Genomic DNA, 18,442 nt, shown 5'->3' on the forward strand with positions numbered 1-18,442 from the left:
CGAGGGCGGCCCGGTTGTATGGGACTTCAGTATCCGTGCGCAATACGACTTGGGAGACATCGTCGGCTGGGTGAAGGAGGCACTCCCTGAGCTTCGTGCGGCGCTTGACGCTCATGGGGCCGTACTCCTGAAGGGATTGTGCGGCATCGCAGCGGAAGACCACGTCGGTGCGGTATTTACCGCTCTTGGTCAAGGTATGGACGACTACGTGGGTGGCAGTTCCCCGAGAACGCGGTTGGGACCGCGAGTATTCACCGCAACTGATCTTCCGGGCACGTACAGCGTGGCGCTACACCAGGAGATGGCCTATTTGCCCATCTATCCGGCAGTGCTGGCATTCTATTGCGCTACGCCCGCTAACGAAGGCGGTGCGACCACGCTGGCGAGCGCGCGAACCATAACGAAGCGTATTGATTCAGACGTTTTGAAACGTTTCGATGAAGGCGGCGTCAATATCACGCGGGTTCTGCCGCCGGACGGTTCGATTCATCTGGCGAGTGGCGTTTCCAAGTCGTGGCAAGCCGTATTCGCAACGCGCGATCCAAGTGTCGCAGTGGCAGCCTGCGCGCGTCGGGGCTGGGATTGCGACTGGCTGTCGAACGGCGCATTGCGCGTGCACCACGGACATCTTCCGGCGATGCGGGTTCATGCGCGTACTGGCGAACGGCTGTGGTTCAATCAGGCACATTACTTTGCGCCGGCCTGTATGGAGCAATGGGCGCGCGAAGATGCGCGCGCGACGAATCTGCTGCGGATTTCCCGCGCGCTGCGCGCTTCCCCCGAAATGCTCAACAGCGTTCGACATGCTGACGGGAATCTTGTTGCTGACGAAGACGTTCGCCACATATGGGACGTCTTGCGTGCATCTGAGCTGGAAATCCGGTGGCAGGCCGGGGATCTCCTCATACTGGACAATGTACTCTGCCTTCACGGACGACGCCCTTTCACCGGCCAACGCATGCTTTATGCGGGACTCTTTGCACATCTCGGAACAGACGAAACGGACAAGGTGGCATAACGTCGCCGTTGTCGCAATGTCGATGCGCGGAGAATGTCTTACGGCTGCCCTGACGACGGCATCTGCAGAACGCCCTCGCGTTCGGGGGTAGCATTTTCATGGAACAGGTCTTCGAGGTATTGCCGCAACTCGTGGCCGTGAACGAAATCGGGAATCTGGAAGTCGGCCGGTCGGCGTTTGCCATCGACGCCGAGATCGAATGCGCGCCATTGGGCGGCCTCGCGAACGATCGTCACCATTCTTCCGAAGACGTTGAATCGATACGTGTTATTCATGATGGGGAGGGAAAGCCAATCAGGCCGATTTACGGGAATTGGTGAGTTGCGAGCCGGCGTCCGACGTCAATTGTCCGGCCAACACCAGCGCGCAGAGGCAGACAAGTGCGACGCCGACAAATGCCGGCAAGAAATCCAGCACGGCTATGCCTCGATGATCCTGTGCCCATCCTGACCCGGCGAGGAACAGCGCGCCGGCCGACACGCCAAGGTTCAGTGAAAATTGCTGGAAGGCGGTGGCCAGACTGCTTGCATGGGTCACTTCCTTGGCCGGGATGTCAGCATAGGTGAGTGTATTCAGGCCGGCGAACTGAAGCGATCGCGCACATCCGCCCGCGAAAAGCAAGGCCACCACGATCCAGTAAGGTGTGGCCGGCGTCATGTATCCGAGCAGACCGATGGATAGGGACGACAATGGGATGCTCCACAGCAATGCTCGGCGAAAGCCATAGCGCCCCAACACGAGCGGCGCCACGGTCTTCAATAGGATCGATCCAGCCGCAGGCACACAGGTCAGCAACCCTGATTTGAGAGGCGTCAGGCCGAAGCCAAGTTGCAACATCAGGGGGAGCAGGAATGGTGTTGCGCCCAGGCCTACGCGGGCGAAGGCGCCACCGAGTACGCCAATTCGAAATGTTGGAATACGCAAGAGTGCGAGATGCAGCAGTGAGCGCGGTGTACGTCGAGCGTGTGCTTGATAGGCAAAGAGTACGGCGATACCGATGCCGCCGATGGTGAGCGACACTGGGGCCGGGATGAAACTCTGAGCGAGCGTCGCGGCGCAGAACATGGTCAGAGCGAGACCCGACGCCGCGAGGCTGAAACCCGGCCAGTCGAACGGCAAGCTATGCTCGTCACGATTGTTCTTGATCCACAAGGCGGCCGCCACCATGCCAGCAAGACCGATCGGCACATTGATGAGGAAGATCCAGCGCCAGGAAAAGTAGGTAGCGATAAAGCCACCGATCGGTGGTCCTAGTACGGGCCCGATTAAGGCCGGAATCGACAGATAGCTCAGCACCCGAACGGTATCCGTCTTCGCAATGGTTTTCAACACAATCATCTGAGCTGCCAGCGTCATCACGGAGCCCCCGACGCCCTGCAGTAGCCTAGCGCCGACAAATTGGCCGAAGGACGATGACGAACCACATAAAATCGAGCTACCGACGAAGATGGCCATTGCCCAAAGAAAAGTGGTTCTTGTGCCGAACCGGCCAGCGATCCACCCCGACACCGGAATCGATACAGCGGCGCCAATCAGGTAAACCGATATGGCCATCTTGAGATCGAGTGCGCTTACACCTAATGTCGCAGAAATTTTCGGTATTGCAGTGGAAATGACTGTCGCGTCGATCTGTTCCATTAGCAACGAGCTGGCGGCAATTAGTGGAATGACGAACGCTTGAGACTTTCGCATGCTATATCCCAGGTAAGATTGAACCAGATGATATCAATTCGAATCCGAATGACTTATTTTTGTTGGTCATCGATAAATTTATGACGAGTCAACAGGGTACGCATGACGCTGCGGGTGATGCCGAGCAACTGAGCCGCGCGAACTTGGTTCGCTCCGCTGGCCCGGAGTGCGGTTTTGACCAGCAGCGCTTCGACACTATTGAAAAGATTCGTCGGTGAGGCTACGAGCAGTCGCTCCAGCTCCGCGCGAATGACATCGAGAGGTTCGACGCCGCTTGGCGTTCCGGAGGCCTGCGGAGGCGAATGGGTCGCCGCGGCGCTGCTGCGCTGCGGCGTGTCGCCGAGACCCTGATGGATGTGGAGGTGCTCGGGATGAATCACTCCGTCATTGGATTCGATCAATCCGCGATGTAGGACATTGGCGAGTTCGCGAATGTTGCCAGGCCATGAGTATGCGCACAATTTGGAAAGTGCTGCGACGGTGAGCGTCGCGTATTGCCTGCCCGTCGCAAGTGTAGCGCTTCGCAAAATATGATTTGCCAGCAATGGAATGTCTCCCGGGCGGGTTCGAAGCGGCGGCAGATAGACCTGGCCTGCGTTGAGACGATAAAAGAGATCCTGCCGAAACACGCCAGCGACGACTGCGTCGTCGAGGTCAACATTGGTCGCAGCGATGATTCGCAAGTTGACCGTGATCGGCGATCGGGAGCCGACCCGGAACAACTCGCCTTCCTGCAACACGCGCAACAACTTCACTTGGAGAGGCGACGCTAGATCCCCCACTTCATCGAGAAACAGGGTGCCGTTATTAGCCGCTTCGAACCAGCCTTTTTGTCGACTCGTTGCCCCTGTGAATGATCCGGCTTCGTGTCCGAACAGCTCTGAGTCGGCAAGCTGTTCGCTGATCGCACCGCAATTCACGCCCACGAATGGGCCGGGCAGGCCGCTCGCATCGTGGATGAATCGCGCTACGACTTCCTTTCCGGTGCCGGTTTCGCCTCCAATTAGGATTGGAAGCTTGCTTGGCGCCAAGCGGACCAAAGCTAACCGTACCGACTCCGGGATTCCTTCGACGCATATTTTTTCTGATCTTTCACTGCGGATAATTGTAGTCCTGTTCGACTCCAGCTCATCGCAAGGTTGACGATCAGTTGCATTCATGGGGTTTTCGATTTGACTTGATCGCTTTGATCATACAAATGCTTTGTCGATATTCAAATAATCAATTGTGATATGTAAATATTAAGATTGGTTGTAATTTCGTAGATTCTGTTTTGGGTGGCATAATTCACACCATCTGGGTAGCCGTCATCGCAAGTGCTCCTGCCAGACAGAGATCTGGTGCTGCCAGCGCGCTGCTTAAGGCCGCACTGGTTAAATTGTCCACGCTCGGCCATGCTGAATGCAGCAGAGTTGGCGATCAGGAACGATGACGAGTGCATCGATATCGCTCACCTTGAACGAGTTGCCCGCGCGCATGTCCGACACCCACAGGCCGTGGCCCATCGCACCTTGCCCCTTTCTGGAAGATGCGTTTGGTAGCTGGTTGGGTCGAATCGCGGCGCGGTATCAGACGAGCGTAGACTTGATCTGGGAATCGGGCGCAGGCGTAGCGATGCCTAGCCTGACCAAGGCCGGCTTGATCCTCTTTCCCCCAGTTCCATCCCCAACCCTGAGTCGTCTATCTCGCGTTGCGCGGCTCAACGACGGCATTCTAAGCATGATCCAGACGCCGCATGAGTGGGTCTTCGACCAGAAGTACTTGGTGTATTGCTTCAGATGTCTTGTTCTGAACGACGCCGATGTCACTGCATCACGGTGGAAGAGGGAGTGGCTCGATCCGTCAGCCGACAACTGCCGAGTGCACCACAGCCTGCTCGAGACTGTTCCGCAATCGATTTTCGCCAGAGCTCCGAATTTCGACGCCGCGCTGCGGGCGAAATCACGTTATCGATGCCCACCGCTTAGGCTGAGCAAAACACTACGCTAGCAGTATTAGTGAACATTGCTAGCACTCCTTTGGGCACGGCTAGCATTGATTGTGAACTCCTACAATTGCAGCACGTGATGCTGGAGATACGCGGCGCGAGCGAATCCGTGCGGGCGGCGGCCAACGAGATTGCCGCAGCGAGCAGCGACCTGTCGTCCCGCACCGAGTCGGAGGCGGCGAGCCTGCAGCAGACGGCTGCGTCGATGGAACAGATCTCCGGTACGGTGGACCGGTCGGCCGCGGCCGTGCTGGCGGCCGACCAGCGCTCTGGCATCGCGACGCAGATGGCGTTCCGTGACGGGGAGGTAGTTGCCGACGCGGTCGGAACGATGAACGAGATCGAGGCAGCGTCCGATCGGATCGGCGCGATCATCAGCGTCATCGACGGCATCGCGTTCCAGACCAATATCCTCGCACTCCATGCGGCTGTGGAAGCTGCGCGTGCGGGGGATCAAGGGCGCGGCTTCGGCGTCGTCGCCCACGAAGTTCGCAGTCTGGCCCAGCGCAGCGCGCAGGCTGCGCGCGAAGTGAAGCAGCTGGTGGAGGAAGCGGTGTCCCGCGTGGAAGCGGCGTTGGTGCACCAGGCCGGTGAGACGATGGGAAAAATTGTCGCCGGCGCTGCCGACGTCCGGTCCGTCGTCTCGGGCATTGCGCGTTCGGCGACCGAGCAGACACGCGGTATCCAGGAGGTTAATCGAGCACTCATGCAGCTCGACGAAATGGTCCAGGAGAACGTGGCGCTGGTGGAGGAGTTGGCAGCTGCATCTGCCGCTTTGCAGACACAGGCAGATGCGCTGGCGTCGAACATTGGCAGATTCACAATAGACTGAGCATTCTTCCAAAATCACCTTTGAGGCTCCCAATGGTCCTAAACGGTCGGGTAAAAAGTGCCATTACATTGTTCATCGCTGTGGGCGATGAAGATGGGAGCGCTGACTATTACACCGGCAAAAAGCGGTCCGCGCGACCAATTCGATTGAAGTCCGCATCGATGGAGGTCGCTACCTTGCTCGCGCATCAGGCGCACCGTTTTGCGTTCGGGTTTTAGGGAAAACCCTAGGCTCTCATGCGCTCAAGCCCCACAAAATCCGGTGCGGTTCACGGGTTGGTCGTCGTTCGCGCTTTTGCCGCTCGCACGCTGCCGCTGACGAGAGCAGGCGGCGTAGGTTGGTGTATCGAAATTGAAAGGAAAAATCAACCGAACGGTTGATTGTGTGCGGTGATTTGGCTTTGAAGAATTGTCTCAATCCGGCCTTGCTGAGAAGGTCGTGAATTCAGGAGACAGTCGAAAATGAATGAAAACGTCCAAAGCAAGCCAGCGCTGAGGAAAAACGCGCTCGGTATGTTGTCGATCGTATTTCTTGTCATCGCAACCAACGGCCCGTTGACCGCGCTTGTCGGCGTGATACCAGTGAGCATCAGTCTCGGCAACGGGATTGGCGTTCCCGGCACATTCGTATTTGCTGGCCTGATTTACCTGCTTTTCAGTGTCGGCTACGCCGCCATGAGCCGTTACGTGAAAAACGCTGGGGCGTTCTATGCCTACATCGCGACGGGCCTTGGCCGGCCTGCGGGCGTCGGTGGCGCGTTTCTCGCGCTGCTGGCCTACAACGCGATGCAGCTCGCTTGCTACGCGCTGGTCGGTTTCTTCATCAGTCAGTCGCTGGAAGCCCACTTTGCGGTGCATGTGCCGTGGTGGGCCTCGGCTGCAGCCGTGGTGCTGGTCGTGCACTACTTTGGCTACCGCAACGTCGAATTCAGCGGCAAGTTCCTTTGTGTGCTCATGGCGTGCGAAATCGCCATCATCCTGATCTTCGATGCCGCGGTTGTCGGCCATGGAGGGCCTCAGGGATTTTCGCTGAGTTCGTTTTCACCGTCGACAGTGTTCACCGCAGGGTTCGGACCGTCCCTGGTGTTCGTCGTCGGCTCGTACATGGGCTTCGAGACCACGGCGATCTACGCTGAAGAGGCGCGAGATCCAGTGCGCAGTATCCCGCGCGCAACGTACTTGGCGATTACCGCCATCATGTGCCTGTATGCCGTTTCGGTATGGATGATCATCACCGCCTACGGGCCGGCCGACGCGATCACGCAAGCCGGGAAGGATCCGGGCAACATGTGGTTTACGATGACGGGAAAGCTGGTTGGCGGATGGGCGGCCGATGTAATGGGCGTGCTGATGATCACGAGCCTGCTCGCCGCTTTGATCAGCTTTCATAATACGATTTCCCGTTACTTCTTCTCGCTTGCTCGAGAGGGCGTGATCTGGCCCGTCCTGGCGCGTACCCATGCAACGCAGCAAACGCCCTATGTCGCCAGTACGGTGCAGACGGCGTGTGCGTTGGTGGTGCTGGCGGTTTGCGCCGTGAAGCATGTCGATCCGCTGCTGGGCGTGCTCCCCTGGTCGAGCGTCGTGGCGTCGGTCGGCATCGTCGCGGTTCAGGGTTTCGCTTCATTGGCCGTGGTGGGTTTTTTCTGGAAGAATGGCCGTGGCGTGTCGATCTGGCAGCGGCTCGTGGCGCCTGCGCTGGCGTCGCTGGGGCTGTTTTTCTGTCTGTGGCAGATATTTGCGCATATCGACCTGCTCAGCGGCAGCGATTCGATCGTCGCGCGTCTGGTGCCGTTCGCGACCCTGGCGGTTGCGGTCGTCGGTGCCGCGTTTGCGATGTGGCTCAGGTCGGCTCGCCCGGCGCTGTACGCGAATCTGGGGCGTTTATTGAGCGAGGTGTAGTTGAAATGCACGAGTGCGAGTTGACGAATGCGGGGCGGCGGAATCAGTTCTCGGCGGACTCGCGCTTTGCGGAAGAGACCATTCACTTCGTGGCGCGGACAACGGGGGTTAGGGCGGTGGCGTTCTATTTTGTCGACGACGATACCGGCTATTGCAATTTTCAGCGCCACGAGGTGCCCGAGACATTCCATCGCCAGTACGAAACCGGCATGTGCAAGTACGACCCGTTCGAAATCCATCGGGTCGCCCTGTCGGACTTGCGCAGCGCAATGCTGACGCAGCGAGTCGGTCACTGTCCGGAAGATCAGCATTACGTTCGATTCCTCCGCGCACATGGTTATACCGATGTCGTGGAGATGTTGTTTCGGAGCGAACGACGCGTGGTTGGCGGCATGTCGCTGCTGCTTCACGAGTGCGATGACGATGCGGCGATCCTGTCTGCAGTCGATGTGATGCAGCCGTACATCGAATTCAATCTTTGCCGGGCGTGCACGCGCGGTACGCCGGCCCTAAAGCGGGAGGCTGCGCAACGCTTCCTGTTGTCGTCGCGTGAAATCGATGTGGTCGATTTGATGATGCGGGGGACCACGAACAACGATATCGCGTCGAGCCTCCACATCAGCGTGGCGACAGTCAAGACCCATGTACTGAAGATTTTCCACAAGGTCGGAGTGTCGAATCGCTCGACACTCGTGTCGAAATTGTCCGAGTACGGTTTCCACTGATGCTCGCTGCCGTGGCTTATGCCGCCCGGCAGCAACATGCCACTCATCCCTTCCGCGCTTCATCATTCCGCTACGCCCGTATCGGCTCTCCGCTTTCGCGGTCTTCTCCGCGCCAATCCCGTTAAGTGTTTACCCGTCCAGGTCGCGAAATCAACCAAACGGTTGATGTCGGATTAGTGGATCGGTGCAGGACAATCGATTCGGCAGAACGATTATCCGTTCCGCTGAATCGGCGGCTAGCTGCGAGATAGTGCGGTTAGTCCGCAAAGTCAGACAGGCGGGGGGCTGGCAAAAATCTGTCAGGCACGCGCCCAGAAAAAGATAAGGATTACTACTTATGAAAGCATGTCTTTTCGATCTGGCATGTCACGGAGGCAGGGGTGGAGCGATTGCGGTTGCGGCAATGCTTGTCTGCGGCAGTTCCTACGCACAAAGCAGCGTCACGCTATACGGTGTGATAGACACCGGCATCACGTACGTCAACAATCAGCAGCAATCGGTGGCGGGTGGCGTCGCCGGAAAGCAAGCGTGGAGCATGACAAGCGGAAACGTCGCCCCGACCACCCTCGGGTTCAAAGGTACCGAGAGTCTGGGAGGGGGATACAACGCCGTCTTCGACCTGAGGAACTATTTCCTCTCGAATAATGGTGCGCTGTTCGAGCAGAATGCATTGTTCGACGCGACGGCCATCGTTGGAATTCAATCGGACCGATGGGGTACGCTTACATTAGGGCGGCAGTTCGATTCGTATACCGATGCGTTGGGGCCGTTCGCGGTCAGCAACACTTGGGCGGGGCCTGCTGGCGCGCATTTCGGCGATATCGACAATCTCAATGCAGCCTTCAACGTCAACAATGCCGTGAAATACCTGAGCCCGAGCTTTTCCGGTCTGTCGTTTGGCGGTACGTTCAGCTTCGGCAATCAGGCCGGCGCATTCGCGACAAACCGCGCATGGGCGCTGGCGATCAACTATTCGAACGGTCCGTTCTCGGCCGCGGCCGGTTATCTGTCGATGCGCAATCCGCTGACAGCCGGGCTACGTGGAGAAGCTGCGTATATCGGCGAACTGAGTTGCGGGCAAAGTCCGTCGAGTTACTGCGGTATGCACGACAGCGACGAGCTGCGCACGTTCGGAGCGGGCGCCAGCTATGCGTTCGACAAGTTGACCCTGTCGGCCACAGTCACGCAGGCAACGCTGCTGGGCAGCCGCTACCTGACGGCGATTGCCGGGCCGGTCAGCGATATTCGATTCGACACGGCTGAAGCCAGCGCGCTTTATAACGTGACGCCGGCGCTGCAGGCAGGCATCGCGTACAGCTACACGCTTGCGAAGATATCGGCCACCGATTCGCGGACCGACATTCACAAGGTGAGCGTGGGCAGCATATACAACCTCTCCAAGCGGACCGCCCTGTACGCGACGGTGAACTATGAAAAGATGGCAGGCGATGGTCTGGGCATCGACCCGCTGACCGGCGCGATGCGAAACTACGCACAGTTGGCCTATGTGGGTAGCGCAAATGCCTCGTCGCAAGTGGCCGTATCGGTTGGAATCAAGCACACCTTCTGATCGCGGCATGAATGCAAAAGGGCCGGTGCCTCGCCGCGCCGGTCCTTGAATGGATGATGCCCGGTGTTCTTCAGTGCCGGATCATGACCGACTTCAGTTCCGTGTAGTCGTCGATGAAGGCCGAGCCGAACTCGCGGCCGATACCCGATGCCTTGACGCCGCCGAAGGGCAGCGCAGGATCGAGGAACGTGTGCATGTTGACCCACACGGTGCCTGCTTCGATTCGAGGAATCAGGTTCATCGCCTTGCCCAGGTCGTTGGTCCACAGGCTCGCCGCCAACCCGTACGGCGTGTCGTTGAACAGGTCCACGAGTTCTGCCTCATCGTCATAGGCCAGGAACGTCGCGATGGGGCCGAAGGTTTCCTCGCTGAGCATCTTCGCGCGGCGATCGTCGACGAGGATTGCGGTCGGTGTCACGAAGTAGCCGGTGCGGTCGAGCGGTTGGCCGCCGAACGCGATCGTGCTGCCTTCGCTGCGTGCCAGATCGAAGAAGTCGACGATCTTGTCGAAATGGGCGCGGTTCGAGAGCGGACCGAACTGGGTGCGTTCGTCCATCGGGTCGCCGATTTGCAGGCCCGCCAGCGCGTGCTTGAGCTTTTCGAGCACCTCGTCGAGACGCGAGCGATGCAGGAAGAAGCGCTCGCCGGCGGCACATACCTGCCCCTGGTGAACGAAGCCGGATTCGAGGATGCCGGCCACGGCCTTGTCGGCGTCGACGTCCTTTAGAAATCCAACGGCATTCTTGCCGCCGAGTTCGAGCGTCGCCCGCGTGAGCTTGGCGTCCATCGCATTGCGACCGACTGCAATGCCGGTCGGCACCGAGCCGGTAAAGCTGACCTTGGCCGTCCCTTCGTGTTCGATCAGCCAGCGCCCGGGATTGCCGCCGCCGCTGACGACGTTAAGCGCGCCGGCCGGCGCACCGGCTTCGGTAGCCAGTTCGGCGATGCGCAGCAGGGTCAAAGGCGTGAACTGGCTCGGCTTGATGATGACGGTGCAGCCGGTCGCGAGCGCAGACGCGAATTTCCAGACTGCGATAAGGATCGAGAAGTTCCACGGCACGATGCCGACGACCACGCCAACCGGCTCGCGCCGGGTGAATGCACTGTATCGCTCGCCGTTGAACGACGGCAGCGAGGGCGTGATGGTTTCGCCGTGGATGCGCGTGGCGGCGCCGGCATAGTGCTTGAGAAAACCGATGGCCTGGTCGACTTCGAACGCGCGCGAAATCTGGATGATCTTCCCCGACTGCAGGGTTTCGATTTGCGCGAGTTCCTCGCGATGCTTCTCGAACAGATCCGCCAGCCGCAGCAGGACATTCGCCCGCTCGGCCGGTGTAGTCCGTCCCCAGGCGCCTTCGAACGCAGCCCGGCTCGACGCCACCGCTGCATCGACGTCGTCGCGCGTCGCGTCGGCAATATCGGCGATTTCCTGTTCGTCCGAGGGGTTCACGACCGCGATGCGGTCACCTCGACCTTCGACGGCACGGCCGTGGATGTAGTGCCCGTGACGGCGGGCAAGAAAGGCCGTGACTTCCGGCAGAATTGAAATCGCTGTCATGGAGAACCCACCGAAAATGGATGTTGACGAGTGCTGCGAAGTACCGGTGTGTCGTCAGGCGAACAGCAGGAAATGCTTCGTGTAGCTGTCGGTCAGGACTTCCCAGACAGTCGATGTGCCCTTCGTGACGAACCAGGAATCGCCGGCCCTGAAGTGCCGGGTCTCGCCCGTCGATTCATCGGTGATGCGCACTTCACCGTGCATGATCGTCGCCTGCTCCGAGAACGGGTAGACGAGGCGGTACTTGCCCTTGCCGGTACCGAAATAGCCTGCATTGACTGCGTCCGTGAAGGTGCCGTAGGTACTGTGTGCGTACGCTTGCACGTCGCCGCCCTCGAGAATCTCGCCTCCGAGCGCCGTCAGGCTGCCGATCGAAGCGAGTTCGGCGATGGTTTTGCCTTGCTGGAGAGGAATCATGGACATGGTGTACTCCTGAACGGGAAAGTTCGAGTGGGGCTCAACGGCGCCCGTGGAAATAGCCGGACGTCTGATGGGCGAGCTTGCCGAGGCTGACCAGCAACGCGCGGAAATGATCCTTGCCGGGGATCGAGGCATGGCTAATCGAGCTCAGCAGGCGGTAGCGCTCGGAGCCGCCCATGATCCCTTCCGCCAGGATCTTGCAGAGCAGTTGGCTGGGCGTGACGCCGAAACCGGAGTAGCCCTGTACATAGAAGACATTGGGGCGGTCGACGAGCGTGCCGAGTTGCGGAAAGAGTTTCAGGCTGCAGGGCAGGGGGCCGCCCCATGCCATGTCTATCCTGACGTCGGTCAGGTACGGGAAGATCTGCAGCATGCGAGCCCGGCAGAACGCATACAGGTCGCTTGGCATGTATTCGAGCAACTGGTGCGCGGTGCCGAACATCAGCCGGTTGTCGTTGGTGACACGGAAATAATCGATGACGGGCCGGATATCGCTGTACGCACCACGGATCGGGCTGATTTGCTCGATCAGCGCGGCCGGCAGCGGTTCGGTAACCGAATTGAACGCCCAGACATCGAGTGTCTTTCGATGCAGTTCGGGCTCGATGCGGTTGTTGAAGCCGTCCACGGCCCATACCAGTTGCTTCGCCCGGATGCTGCCCTTCGCCGTGCGGACATGGATGCGATCGCCATAGGTGACTTGCAGAGCCGGGCTGTGTTCGAAAATGCGCACACCGTAGCGCTCCGATACGACCTGTGCTTCGCCCAACAGCAGGTTCAACGAATGAACGTGGCCGCAGCCGTTATGCAGGAGCGCTGCATGATAGACATCCGAGCCAATGATTTGCTTCACTTCGCCGCCTTCGAGGTAGCGGACTTCGTGTGGCGATCCCAGTGACGCAAATTCGGCTTGCCATTGCTGCAGCGTGCGTGCCTGGCGCGCATTGAAGGCCAGATAGCCATAACCGCTGCGAATGTCAGCCTGGATGTCGTACCGGGCGATACGCTCCCGCATGATCTGTGGCCCCAGATCGTTGAGTGCGAAGATCGCCTTCAAGCCGTCCTCGCCTACGTCGCGCCTGATGCCGTCCAGATCGTGCCCGACGCCGACCATGACGTGGCCGCCGTTGCGGCCCGAGCCACCGTATCCGAGATGTCGGGCTTCCAGTACGACCGTATTGGTGAGCCCGTGCTCGGCGAGTTCGAGTGCCGTGTGGATACCGGAGAACCCGCCGCCGATGATCACGACGTCGGTTTCCAGATCGGCTTCCAGCGACGGGAAGCTCAATGCGTACTTGGTGGTTGCCGTGTAGTAGGTCGCGGTTTCGTCTACATGCATGGGTGGCTGTTCGTTTTACGTTGGCGGGCGGGTGAACCGGTTCATCGATTCGCGAGGGGGCACTGCCGGTTCCCGAGTCTCACTCCGCGAACGTGGTCGGATAGGCCGTATCGTTGAGGACGGTCGCTTTCGAGCCGAACGTCAGGTGGACCATCCGGTTCGGCTTGGGATCCCAACAGAAGAACCGGCCGGTAGAACGCATGCGCTGGAGATCGATCACCACGATCGACTCCACCGGCATGATGGTCTCTGTCCAGAACAGGATGTGGAGGTCCGGCGCGACATCGAAGTAGGCGCACTTCTCGACGTCTGCCACACCGACTTCGGCGCCGTTGACGCAATGCCAGGCCATCACCTCGCGGCCGAAATAGACGTGTTCGTACCAGTCGTCCGAGCTGTAGCGATAGAGCACACGTTTGCCGACCAGGGAGGAGGACTGGCGAATAGGTGCGTCGCCGGGCTTTCCGTCGACAGTCGCGGTCTGATAGGCGGTGGTGGTGCGTTTCTCGCCGTTCCGATCGACGAAGCCCGAGACGGCGGCGAACAGGTTGCCGCTTTCGAGCTTCCAGACGAGGGTCACGCTTTCGTCGAAGCCGTCCTTGAAGAACTCGACGAATACCACGCCCGGGCGGATTTCCATGGCTTCGTACGTGTGCGTCCCGCTCGCACCCGCGCCTTCTCCTTCCAGCAGCTTCCACGAGAGCGTGTTTTCGTCAACGAAGTGGTGCTCGATGAGCCAACCGTTGTCGAAGCGGAACACTTCGCGTACGCCTGCCAGGACCGAGGTGCGCGGATACTTGTGCTCCGCGAAGCCGTCAGCCATTTGCTCGAGCGTTGGCCATTCGTCGACGGGAACGAACTGGTGGTTCTCGATCGCTTGGGTAATGCTGTAATCCATGGGGCCTCCTTGAAGCAGGAATCGCTGCATCTGCCTGTTCGATTGCACAATCGATCCCGCTACGGGAAACGGATATTGGGCAACGCGCGACCAGGGAAGGAGCGACGAGTGCTTCGAATCATGTTGTCGAATAGGATCGAGCCGATTCTAGGTAGTCGCGGAAATTGATTGAATCAACCAAAAGGATGATTTTTTGACAAGAGGTGGGAAGAGGCGTTGAACCGGGACTGACGGGGCGAGTGGCCCGCGGCCTCGGGTATGTCGCCAAGGCTTGCAACCGGCGATGCAGGGAATTCGGGTTCGATGTCGATGGGGAGCCGGAGCGGACCGTCGAACGATGAATGCAAGCGGGGCGCTGCGTAATACGGCGCCCCGTTCAGTTTACGGCGGCGCGTTCCGGTAGTTACATGTTCGGATAATTCGGCCCGCCGCCACCTTCCGGCGTGACCCACACGATGTTCTGCGTCGGGTCCTTGATGTCGCAGGTCTTGCAGTGCACGCAGTTCTGCGCGTTGATCACCAGGCGGTCGCTGCCGTCGTCGTTCTTCACGAACTCATACACCGCCGCCGGGCAGAAGCGCCCCTCCGGCCCCGCGTACGTGCGCAGGTTCACGTTCACCGGCACGTTCGCGTCCTTCAGCGTCAGGTGCGCCGGCTGGTTCTCCTCGTGGTTCGTGTTCGAGATGAATACCGACGAGAGGCGATCGAACGTCAGCTTGCCGTCCGGCTTCGGATACTCGATCGGCTGGCATTGCGACGCCGGCTTCAGCATCTCGTGGTCCGCATGCTTGTGGTGCAGCGTCCACGGCACGTTGCCGCCCATCACCTTCTGCTCGAGCCCGACCATCAGCGTGCCGAGGTACAGCCCCTTGGCCATCCACTGCTTGAAGTTGCGCGCGCGGTACAGCTCCGTGTACAGCCACGACTGCTTGAACGCGTCCGGGTACGCGTTGAGCTCATCCGACTGGCGGCCGGCCTGCACCGCGTCGAATGCGGCGTCGGCCGCCAGCATGCCGGTCTTGATCGCCGCGTGGCTGCCCTTGATCCGCGACGCGTTCAGGAAGCCCGCGTCGTCGCCGATCAGCGCGCCGCCCGGGAACACCGTCTTCGGCAGCGACAGCAGGCCGCCCGCCGTAATCGCGCGCGCGCCGTACGACACGCGCTTGCCGCCTTCCAGGAACGCGCGGATCGACGGGTGCGTCTTGTAGCGCTGGAATTCCTCGAACGGCGACAGGTACGGGTTCGTGTAGCCGAGGCCCACCACGAAGCCGACCACGACCTGGTTGTTGTCCATGTGATACAGGAACGAGCCGCCGTACGTATCCGACTTCAGCGGCCAGCCGGCCGTGTGGATCACGAGGCCCGGCTTGTGCTTGGCCGGGTCGATCTCCCACAGTTCCTTGATGCCGATCCCGTAGGCCTGCGGTTCCGCATTCGCGTCGAGCTTGAACTTCGAGATCAGCTGGCGGCCGAGGTGGCCGCGGCAGCCTTCGGCGAACAGCGTGTACTTCGCGTGCAGCTCCATGCCGAGCTGGAAGTTCTCGGTCGGCTCGCCGTCCTTGCCCACGCCCATGTTGCCGGTCGCGACACCCTTCACGGAGCCGTCGTCGTTGTAGAGAATCTCGGCAGCCGGGAATCCGGGGAAGATCTCGACGCCCAGCGCCTCGGCCTGCTGTCCAAGCCAGCGCGTGACGTTGCCCAGTGAAATCACGTAGTTGCCGTGGTTCTGGAAGTTGGCGGGCAGCGCCCAGTTGGGCGTGGTGACTGCGCTCTTCTCGGACAGGAACAGGAAGCGGTCTTCCGTCACCTCGACGTCGAGCGGTGCACCGCGTTCCTTCCAGTCGGGGAACAGTTCGTTGATCGCGCGCGGGTCCATCACCGCGCCCGACAGGATGTGCGCGCCGATCTCGGAACCCTTCTCGAGCACGCACACGCCGATCTCGGTGCCTTTCTCGGCGGCCAGCTGCTTGAGCCGGATCGCCGCCGACAGCCCGGCGGGGCCGCCGCCGACGATCACGACGTCGTATTCCATCGATTCGCGCGGGCCGTGTTGTTCGATAAGCGAAACGTGAGACATGAGCGGATAAAGGAGCTGGGATTAGCGTTCGACTGGCTCGATTGCGATCGAGATCAGGCGGGAGTCAAGTGCGTCGGACTGCAGATCGAGTTCCTCGCTGCGGCCGTCGAGCCAAAGGCCATGCATCGGCAGCAGCGTCTGGGTGCTGAGCGACGCGCTGCTGAAGCGCCATTGACCGGCCGCGCAAATCAGCAGATGCGTCGGCGCTGGCGTGATGCGACGCGAATGCGTCGCCACGGTTACGATGGCGCGGCAGGCGACACGGCGCGTCATGACATTGAGCACGTGCGTGGGCCGCACGATATCGGTCGTCCACACCGGCAAATCGCCGGGAAAATGTGCTGGCACGATCGGGTGGGCGACGAGATGTCCGTCCTGCGTGCGGAGTTCGACGCTCGTGTTGTCGACCGGTACGAGTATCCGGTCGATGCCCGGAAACTGCGAGAACCGGGCCGACCTGTCGAGCGTGGCGAGACTGATACGCCAGTCGACGTTACCGTCGGCGTCGATGCGGTTTGCGAGCGTTCGCGTGACGCCGGCGCCGTTTGCCCAGGCTTCTGACTCGACTTGTGCGCAATCGATGAATCGGATGGACGGGTAGTGCGATGCCGACGGTGCCCACCCGGTGGAGGAACGCAGTGCAGGCGCGCGCCCGATGCCGTTCTGCCCGGAATCCGGGTTCGTCATGCGCCACCCCTGGCATCGACGTGACGTTCGAGTGCGGCCATCACGTCGAACAGATCCCCGACGAAGCCGACGTCCGCAAACGCGAAGATCGGCGCATCCGGATCCTTGTTGACGGCGATGATCAACTTCGAGTCCTTCATGCCGGCGAGGTGCTGAATGGCGCCCGAGATCCCGAACGCGAGATAGGCGTCGGGGGCGACGGTCTTGCCGGTTTGTCCGACCTGGATCGCGTTCGGCGCGTAGCCGGCGTCGACCGCCGCGCGCGATGCGCCGAGGGCCGCGCCGACACGCGACGCGAGCGTGCCGAGCCGCGCCATGTTCTCGCTGGACGCGAGCCCACGCCCACCGGATACGACGATCGGTGCATTCACGAGATCGATGCCGGCCGTCTGGGTGCCGTTGCGTTCGACCAGCGTAGTCGCGGTGAATGCGGGCGGGGCAGCTACGGAATCGATCGGTGCCGGTTCGGTTCGCGCACCGGCTGCCGCGAACGACGATGCGCGCACGGTCGCGAAGGTGGTCTCGCGCGCGCTTTCGACGGTGGCGACGATGCTGCCTGCATACCAGCCGCGCACGAAGCGCCCGTCGTTCGCGATATCGGTGACGTCCGCGACAAATGCCGCACCGGTGAGCGCCGCGGCCCGCGGCAACGCATTCCGGCCCAGCGTGCGATGGGCCGCCGCGATCAGCGTGTAGCGCGGTGCCAGCTCGGCCAGCAACGCGGCGAGACTTTCCGGCGTGACGGTGCCGGAAGCGTCTGGCAGACCGGGCCGGAGCACCCGGTCGATGCCGTCGATCAACGCAGTTTCCGCGGCGGTCGCGGGATCGAGTACCAGCACGTCGACGGGATGTCGGCATGCCGTTGCGGCAGTCACGACGCGCCGAACCGCGTCCGGCAGCGTATGGTCGGCCGCGGCTTCGGCGACAACGAGCGTTCTCATGCGCAGACTCCTGTATGGGCAAAGACATTGTGTGCGGCGAGCGCGGCGATCAGCGCGTCGATGTCGGCCACGCGGCGACCCGAGCGCTGTACGGTGGGCTCGTCGAGTTGCACCACGCGCGACGACGGTGCGAGATCGACCGCGAATCGAGTGGCGGGAGCGATCGCGAGCGGCTTCTGCTTGGCCTTGACGATGCTCGGCAGCGTCACGCGGCGCGGTTCGGCCAGGCGCAAGTCGGCGCTCACGACGGCGCGTCCGGCCAGCCGCCAGGTCGCGGTGCCGCTGTCGTCGCCGCACGTGACGCGCCAGCCGTCGCCGTCGGGTAACAGCGCGGTCGCGTCGAGACCTTGCGGCCACCCGAGCAGGCCGGCCAGCATCGGCGCGACGCCGCCGGTGTCGTCGTCGATCGCTTGCTTGCCGCAAAGTACGAGGTCGTACGGCGACGTGCCGAGGTACGCGTGCAGCAGCCGCGCGACGCCCAGCGAGTCGAGCGACGCGCTCGTGTCGCCGGTGTCGATCAGGATCGCGTCGTCGGCGCCCATGGCGAGTCCGGTGCGCAGCACGTCCTGACAGGCGGGCAGGCCGCACGTGACGACGCTCACCTGTGCGGCATGACCGGCTTCGCGCAGGCGCAGCGCCATTTCGAGCGCGCATTCGTCGAACGGATTGATGGACATCTTGAGGCCGGTCGTCTCGATCGAACCGGCGGAGCCGACCCGCACGCGCACGTTCGGATCGACGACGCGCTTGACGGGCACCAGTATCTTCAGGGGCATGGGAATATCTCGTCGGAAGGA

The 18,442-nt window shown here is 61.1% G+C and carries 15 protein-coding genes and 1 pseudogene; 5 read left to right on the forward strand and 11 right to left on the reverse strand.

The window, feature by feature from the left end:
• Positions 1-49 precede the first annotated feature (49 nt).
• Positions 50-1,018, forward strand: a complete 969-nt coding sequence (locus tag LXE91_RS32775; RefSeq protein ID WP_157644906.1) for a TauD/TfdA family dioxygenase — start codon at positions 50-52, stop codon at positions 1,016-1,018.
• 38 nt (positions 1,019-1,056) lie between these two features.
• Here LXE91_RS32775 and LXE91_RS32780 read toward each other — a convergent pair whose 3' ends face one another.
• From LXE91_RS32780 to LXE91_RS32790, 3 genes are read right to left on the reverse strand one after another with little or no spacing between them, the layout of a single operon-like run.
• Positions 1,057-1,293, reverse strand: coding sequence for a DUF7661 family protein (locus tag LXE91_RS32780; protein WP_039353636.1), 237 nt, complete (start codon positions 1,291-1,293; stop codon positions 1,057-1,059).
• A 19-nt stretch (positions 1,294-1,312) separates the two neighbouring features.
• Positions 1,313-2,710, reverse strand: coding sequence for an MFS transporter (locus tag LXE91_RS32785; RefSeq protein WP_039353638.1), 1,398 nt, complete (start codon positions 2,708-2,710; stop codon positions 1,313-1,315).
• A 53-nt stretch (positions 2,711-2,763) separates the two neighbouring features.
• Complete coding sequence (locus LXE91_RS32790; protein WP_082139457.1) at positions 2,764-3,870, reverse strand: sigma 54-interacting transcriptional regulator; 1,107 nt, start codon at positions 3,868-3,870, stop codon at positions 2,764-2,766.
• 891 nt (positions 3,871-4,761) lie between these two features.
• Between LXE91_RS32790 and LXE91_RS32795 the strand changes: the two are divergent.
• The 4 genes and pseudogenes from LXE91_RS32795 to LXE91_RS32810 all read left to right on the forward strand — a co-directional run.
• Positions 4,762-5,529: pseudogene (locus LXE91_RS32795) on the forward strand (methyl-accepting chemotaxis protein); the annotation flags it as partial.
• A gap of 461 nt (positions 5,530-5,990) precedes the next feature.
• A complete protein-coding gene (locus LXE91_RS32800) occupies positions 5,991-7,430 on the forward strand; it encodes an APC family permease (RefSeq protein WP_039353641.1) in 1,440 nt (479 codons plus the stop codon).
• A 20-nt stretch (positions 7,431-7,450) separates the two neighbouring features.
• Entirely contained in the window at positions 7,451-8,155 is a 705-nt protein-coding gene (locus tag LXE91_RS32805) for a helix-turn-helix transcriptional regulator (RefSeq protein WP_157644905.1), read from the forward strand.
• A gap of 337 nt (positions 8,156-8,492) precedes the next feature.
• Complete coding sequence (locus LXE91_RS32810) at positions 8,493-9,725, forward strand: porin (protein ID WP_046196806.1); 1,233 nt, start codon at positions 8,493-8,495, stop codon at positions 9,723-9,725.
• Positions 9,726-9,795: 70 nt separating this feature from the next.
• Here LXE91_RS32810 and LXE91_RS32815 read toward each other — a convergent pair whose 3' ends face one another.
• The 8 genes from LXE91_RS32815 to LXE91_RS32850 form a co-directional block, all read right to left on the reverse strand.
• Positions 9,796-11,283 (reverse strand): aldehyde dehydrogenase family protein, encoded by a 1,488-nt coding sequence (locus tag LXE91_RS32815; protein ID WP_039370826.1) that lies wholly within the window; start codon positions 11,281-11,283, stop codon positions 9,796-9,798.
• A gap of 54 nt (positions 11,284-11,337) precedes the next feature.
• Positions 11,338-11,706 carry a cupin domain-containing protein gene (locus LXE91_RS32820; protein ID WP_039370824.1) on the reverse strand — a complete coding sequence of 123 codons (369 nt, stop codon included), beginning with the start codon at positions 11,704-11,706 and terminating at the stop codon, positions 11,338-11,340.
• A 34-nt stretch (positions 11,707-11,740) separates the two neighbouring features.
• Positions 11,741-13,042, reverse strand: a complete 1,302-nt coding sequence (locus LXE91_RS32825) for an NAD(P)/FAD-dependent oxidoreductase (RefSeq protein WP_039370822.1) — start codon at positions 13,040-13,042, stop codon at positions 11,741-11,743.
• Positions 13,043-13,121: 79 nt separating this feature from the next.
• The gene (locus tag LXE91_RS32830) at positions 13,122-13,940 is read right to left on the reverse strand and encodes a molybdenum cofactor biosynthesis F family protein (protein WP_039370820.1); all 819 of its coding nucleotides are present in this window, start codon (positions 13,938-13,940) and stop codon (positions 13,122-13,124) included.
• 403 nt (positions 13,941-14,343) lie between these two features.
• Positions 14,344-16,017: an electron transfer flavoprotein-ubiquinone oxidoreductase gene (locus LXE91_RS32835; protein ID WP_046196805.1), complete on the reverse strand. Its 1,674-nt coding sequence runs from the start codon at positions 16,015-16,017 to the stop codon at positions 14,344-14,346.
• A 21-nt stretch (positions 16,018-16,038) separates the two neighbouring features.
• Positions 16,039-16,704, reverse strand: coding sequence for a HutD/Ves family protein (locus LXE91_RS32840; RefSeq protein WP_039370817.1), 666 nt, complete (start codon positions 16,702-16,704; stop codon positions 16,039-16,041).
• Positions 16,701-17,645: an electron transfer flavoprotein subunit alpha/FixB family protein gene (locus LXE91_RS32845; protein ID WP_039370816.1), complete on the reverse strand. Its 945-nt coding sequence runs from the start codon at positions 17,643-17,645 to the stop codon at positions 16,701-16,703. Before LXE91_RS32845 ends, LXE91_RS32840 begins: the two co-directional genes overlap by 4 nt.
• Positions 17,642-18,421, reverse strand: coding sequence for an electron transfer flavoprotein subunit beta/FixA family protein (locus LXE91_RS32850; protein ID WP_095145753.1), 780 nt, complete (start codon positions 18,419-18,421; stop codon positions 17,642-17,644). Before LXE91_RS32850 ends, LXE91_RS32845 begins: the two co-directional genes overlap by 4 nt.
• Positions 18,422-18,442 lie beyond the last annotated feature (21 nt).

It is taken from the genome of Burkholderia contaminans (assembly GCF_029633825.1).
In the GTDB taxonomy this organism is placed as follows: Bacteria; Pseudomonadota; Gammaproteobacteria; order Burkholderiales; family Burkholderiaceae; genus Burkholderia; species Burkholderia contaminans.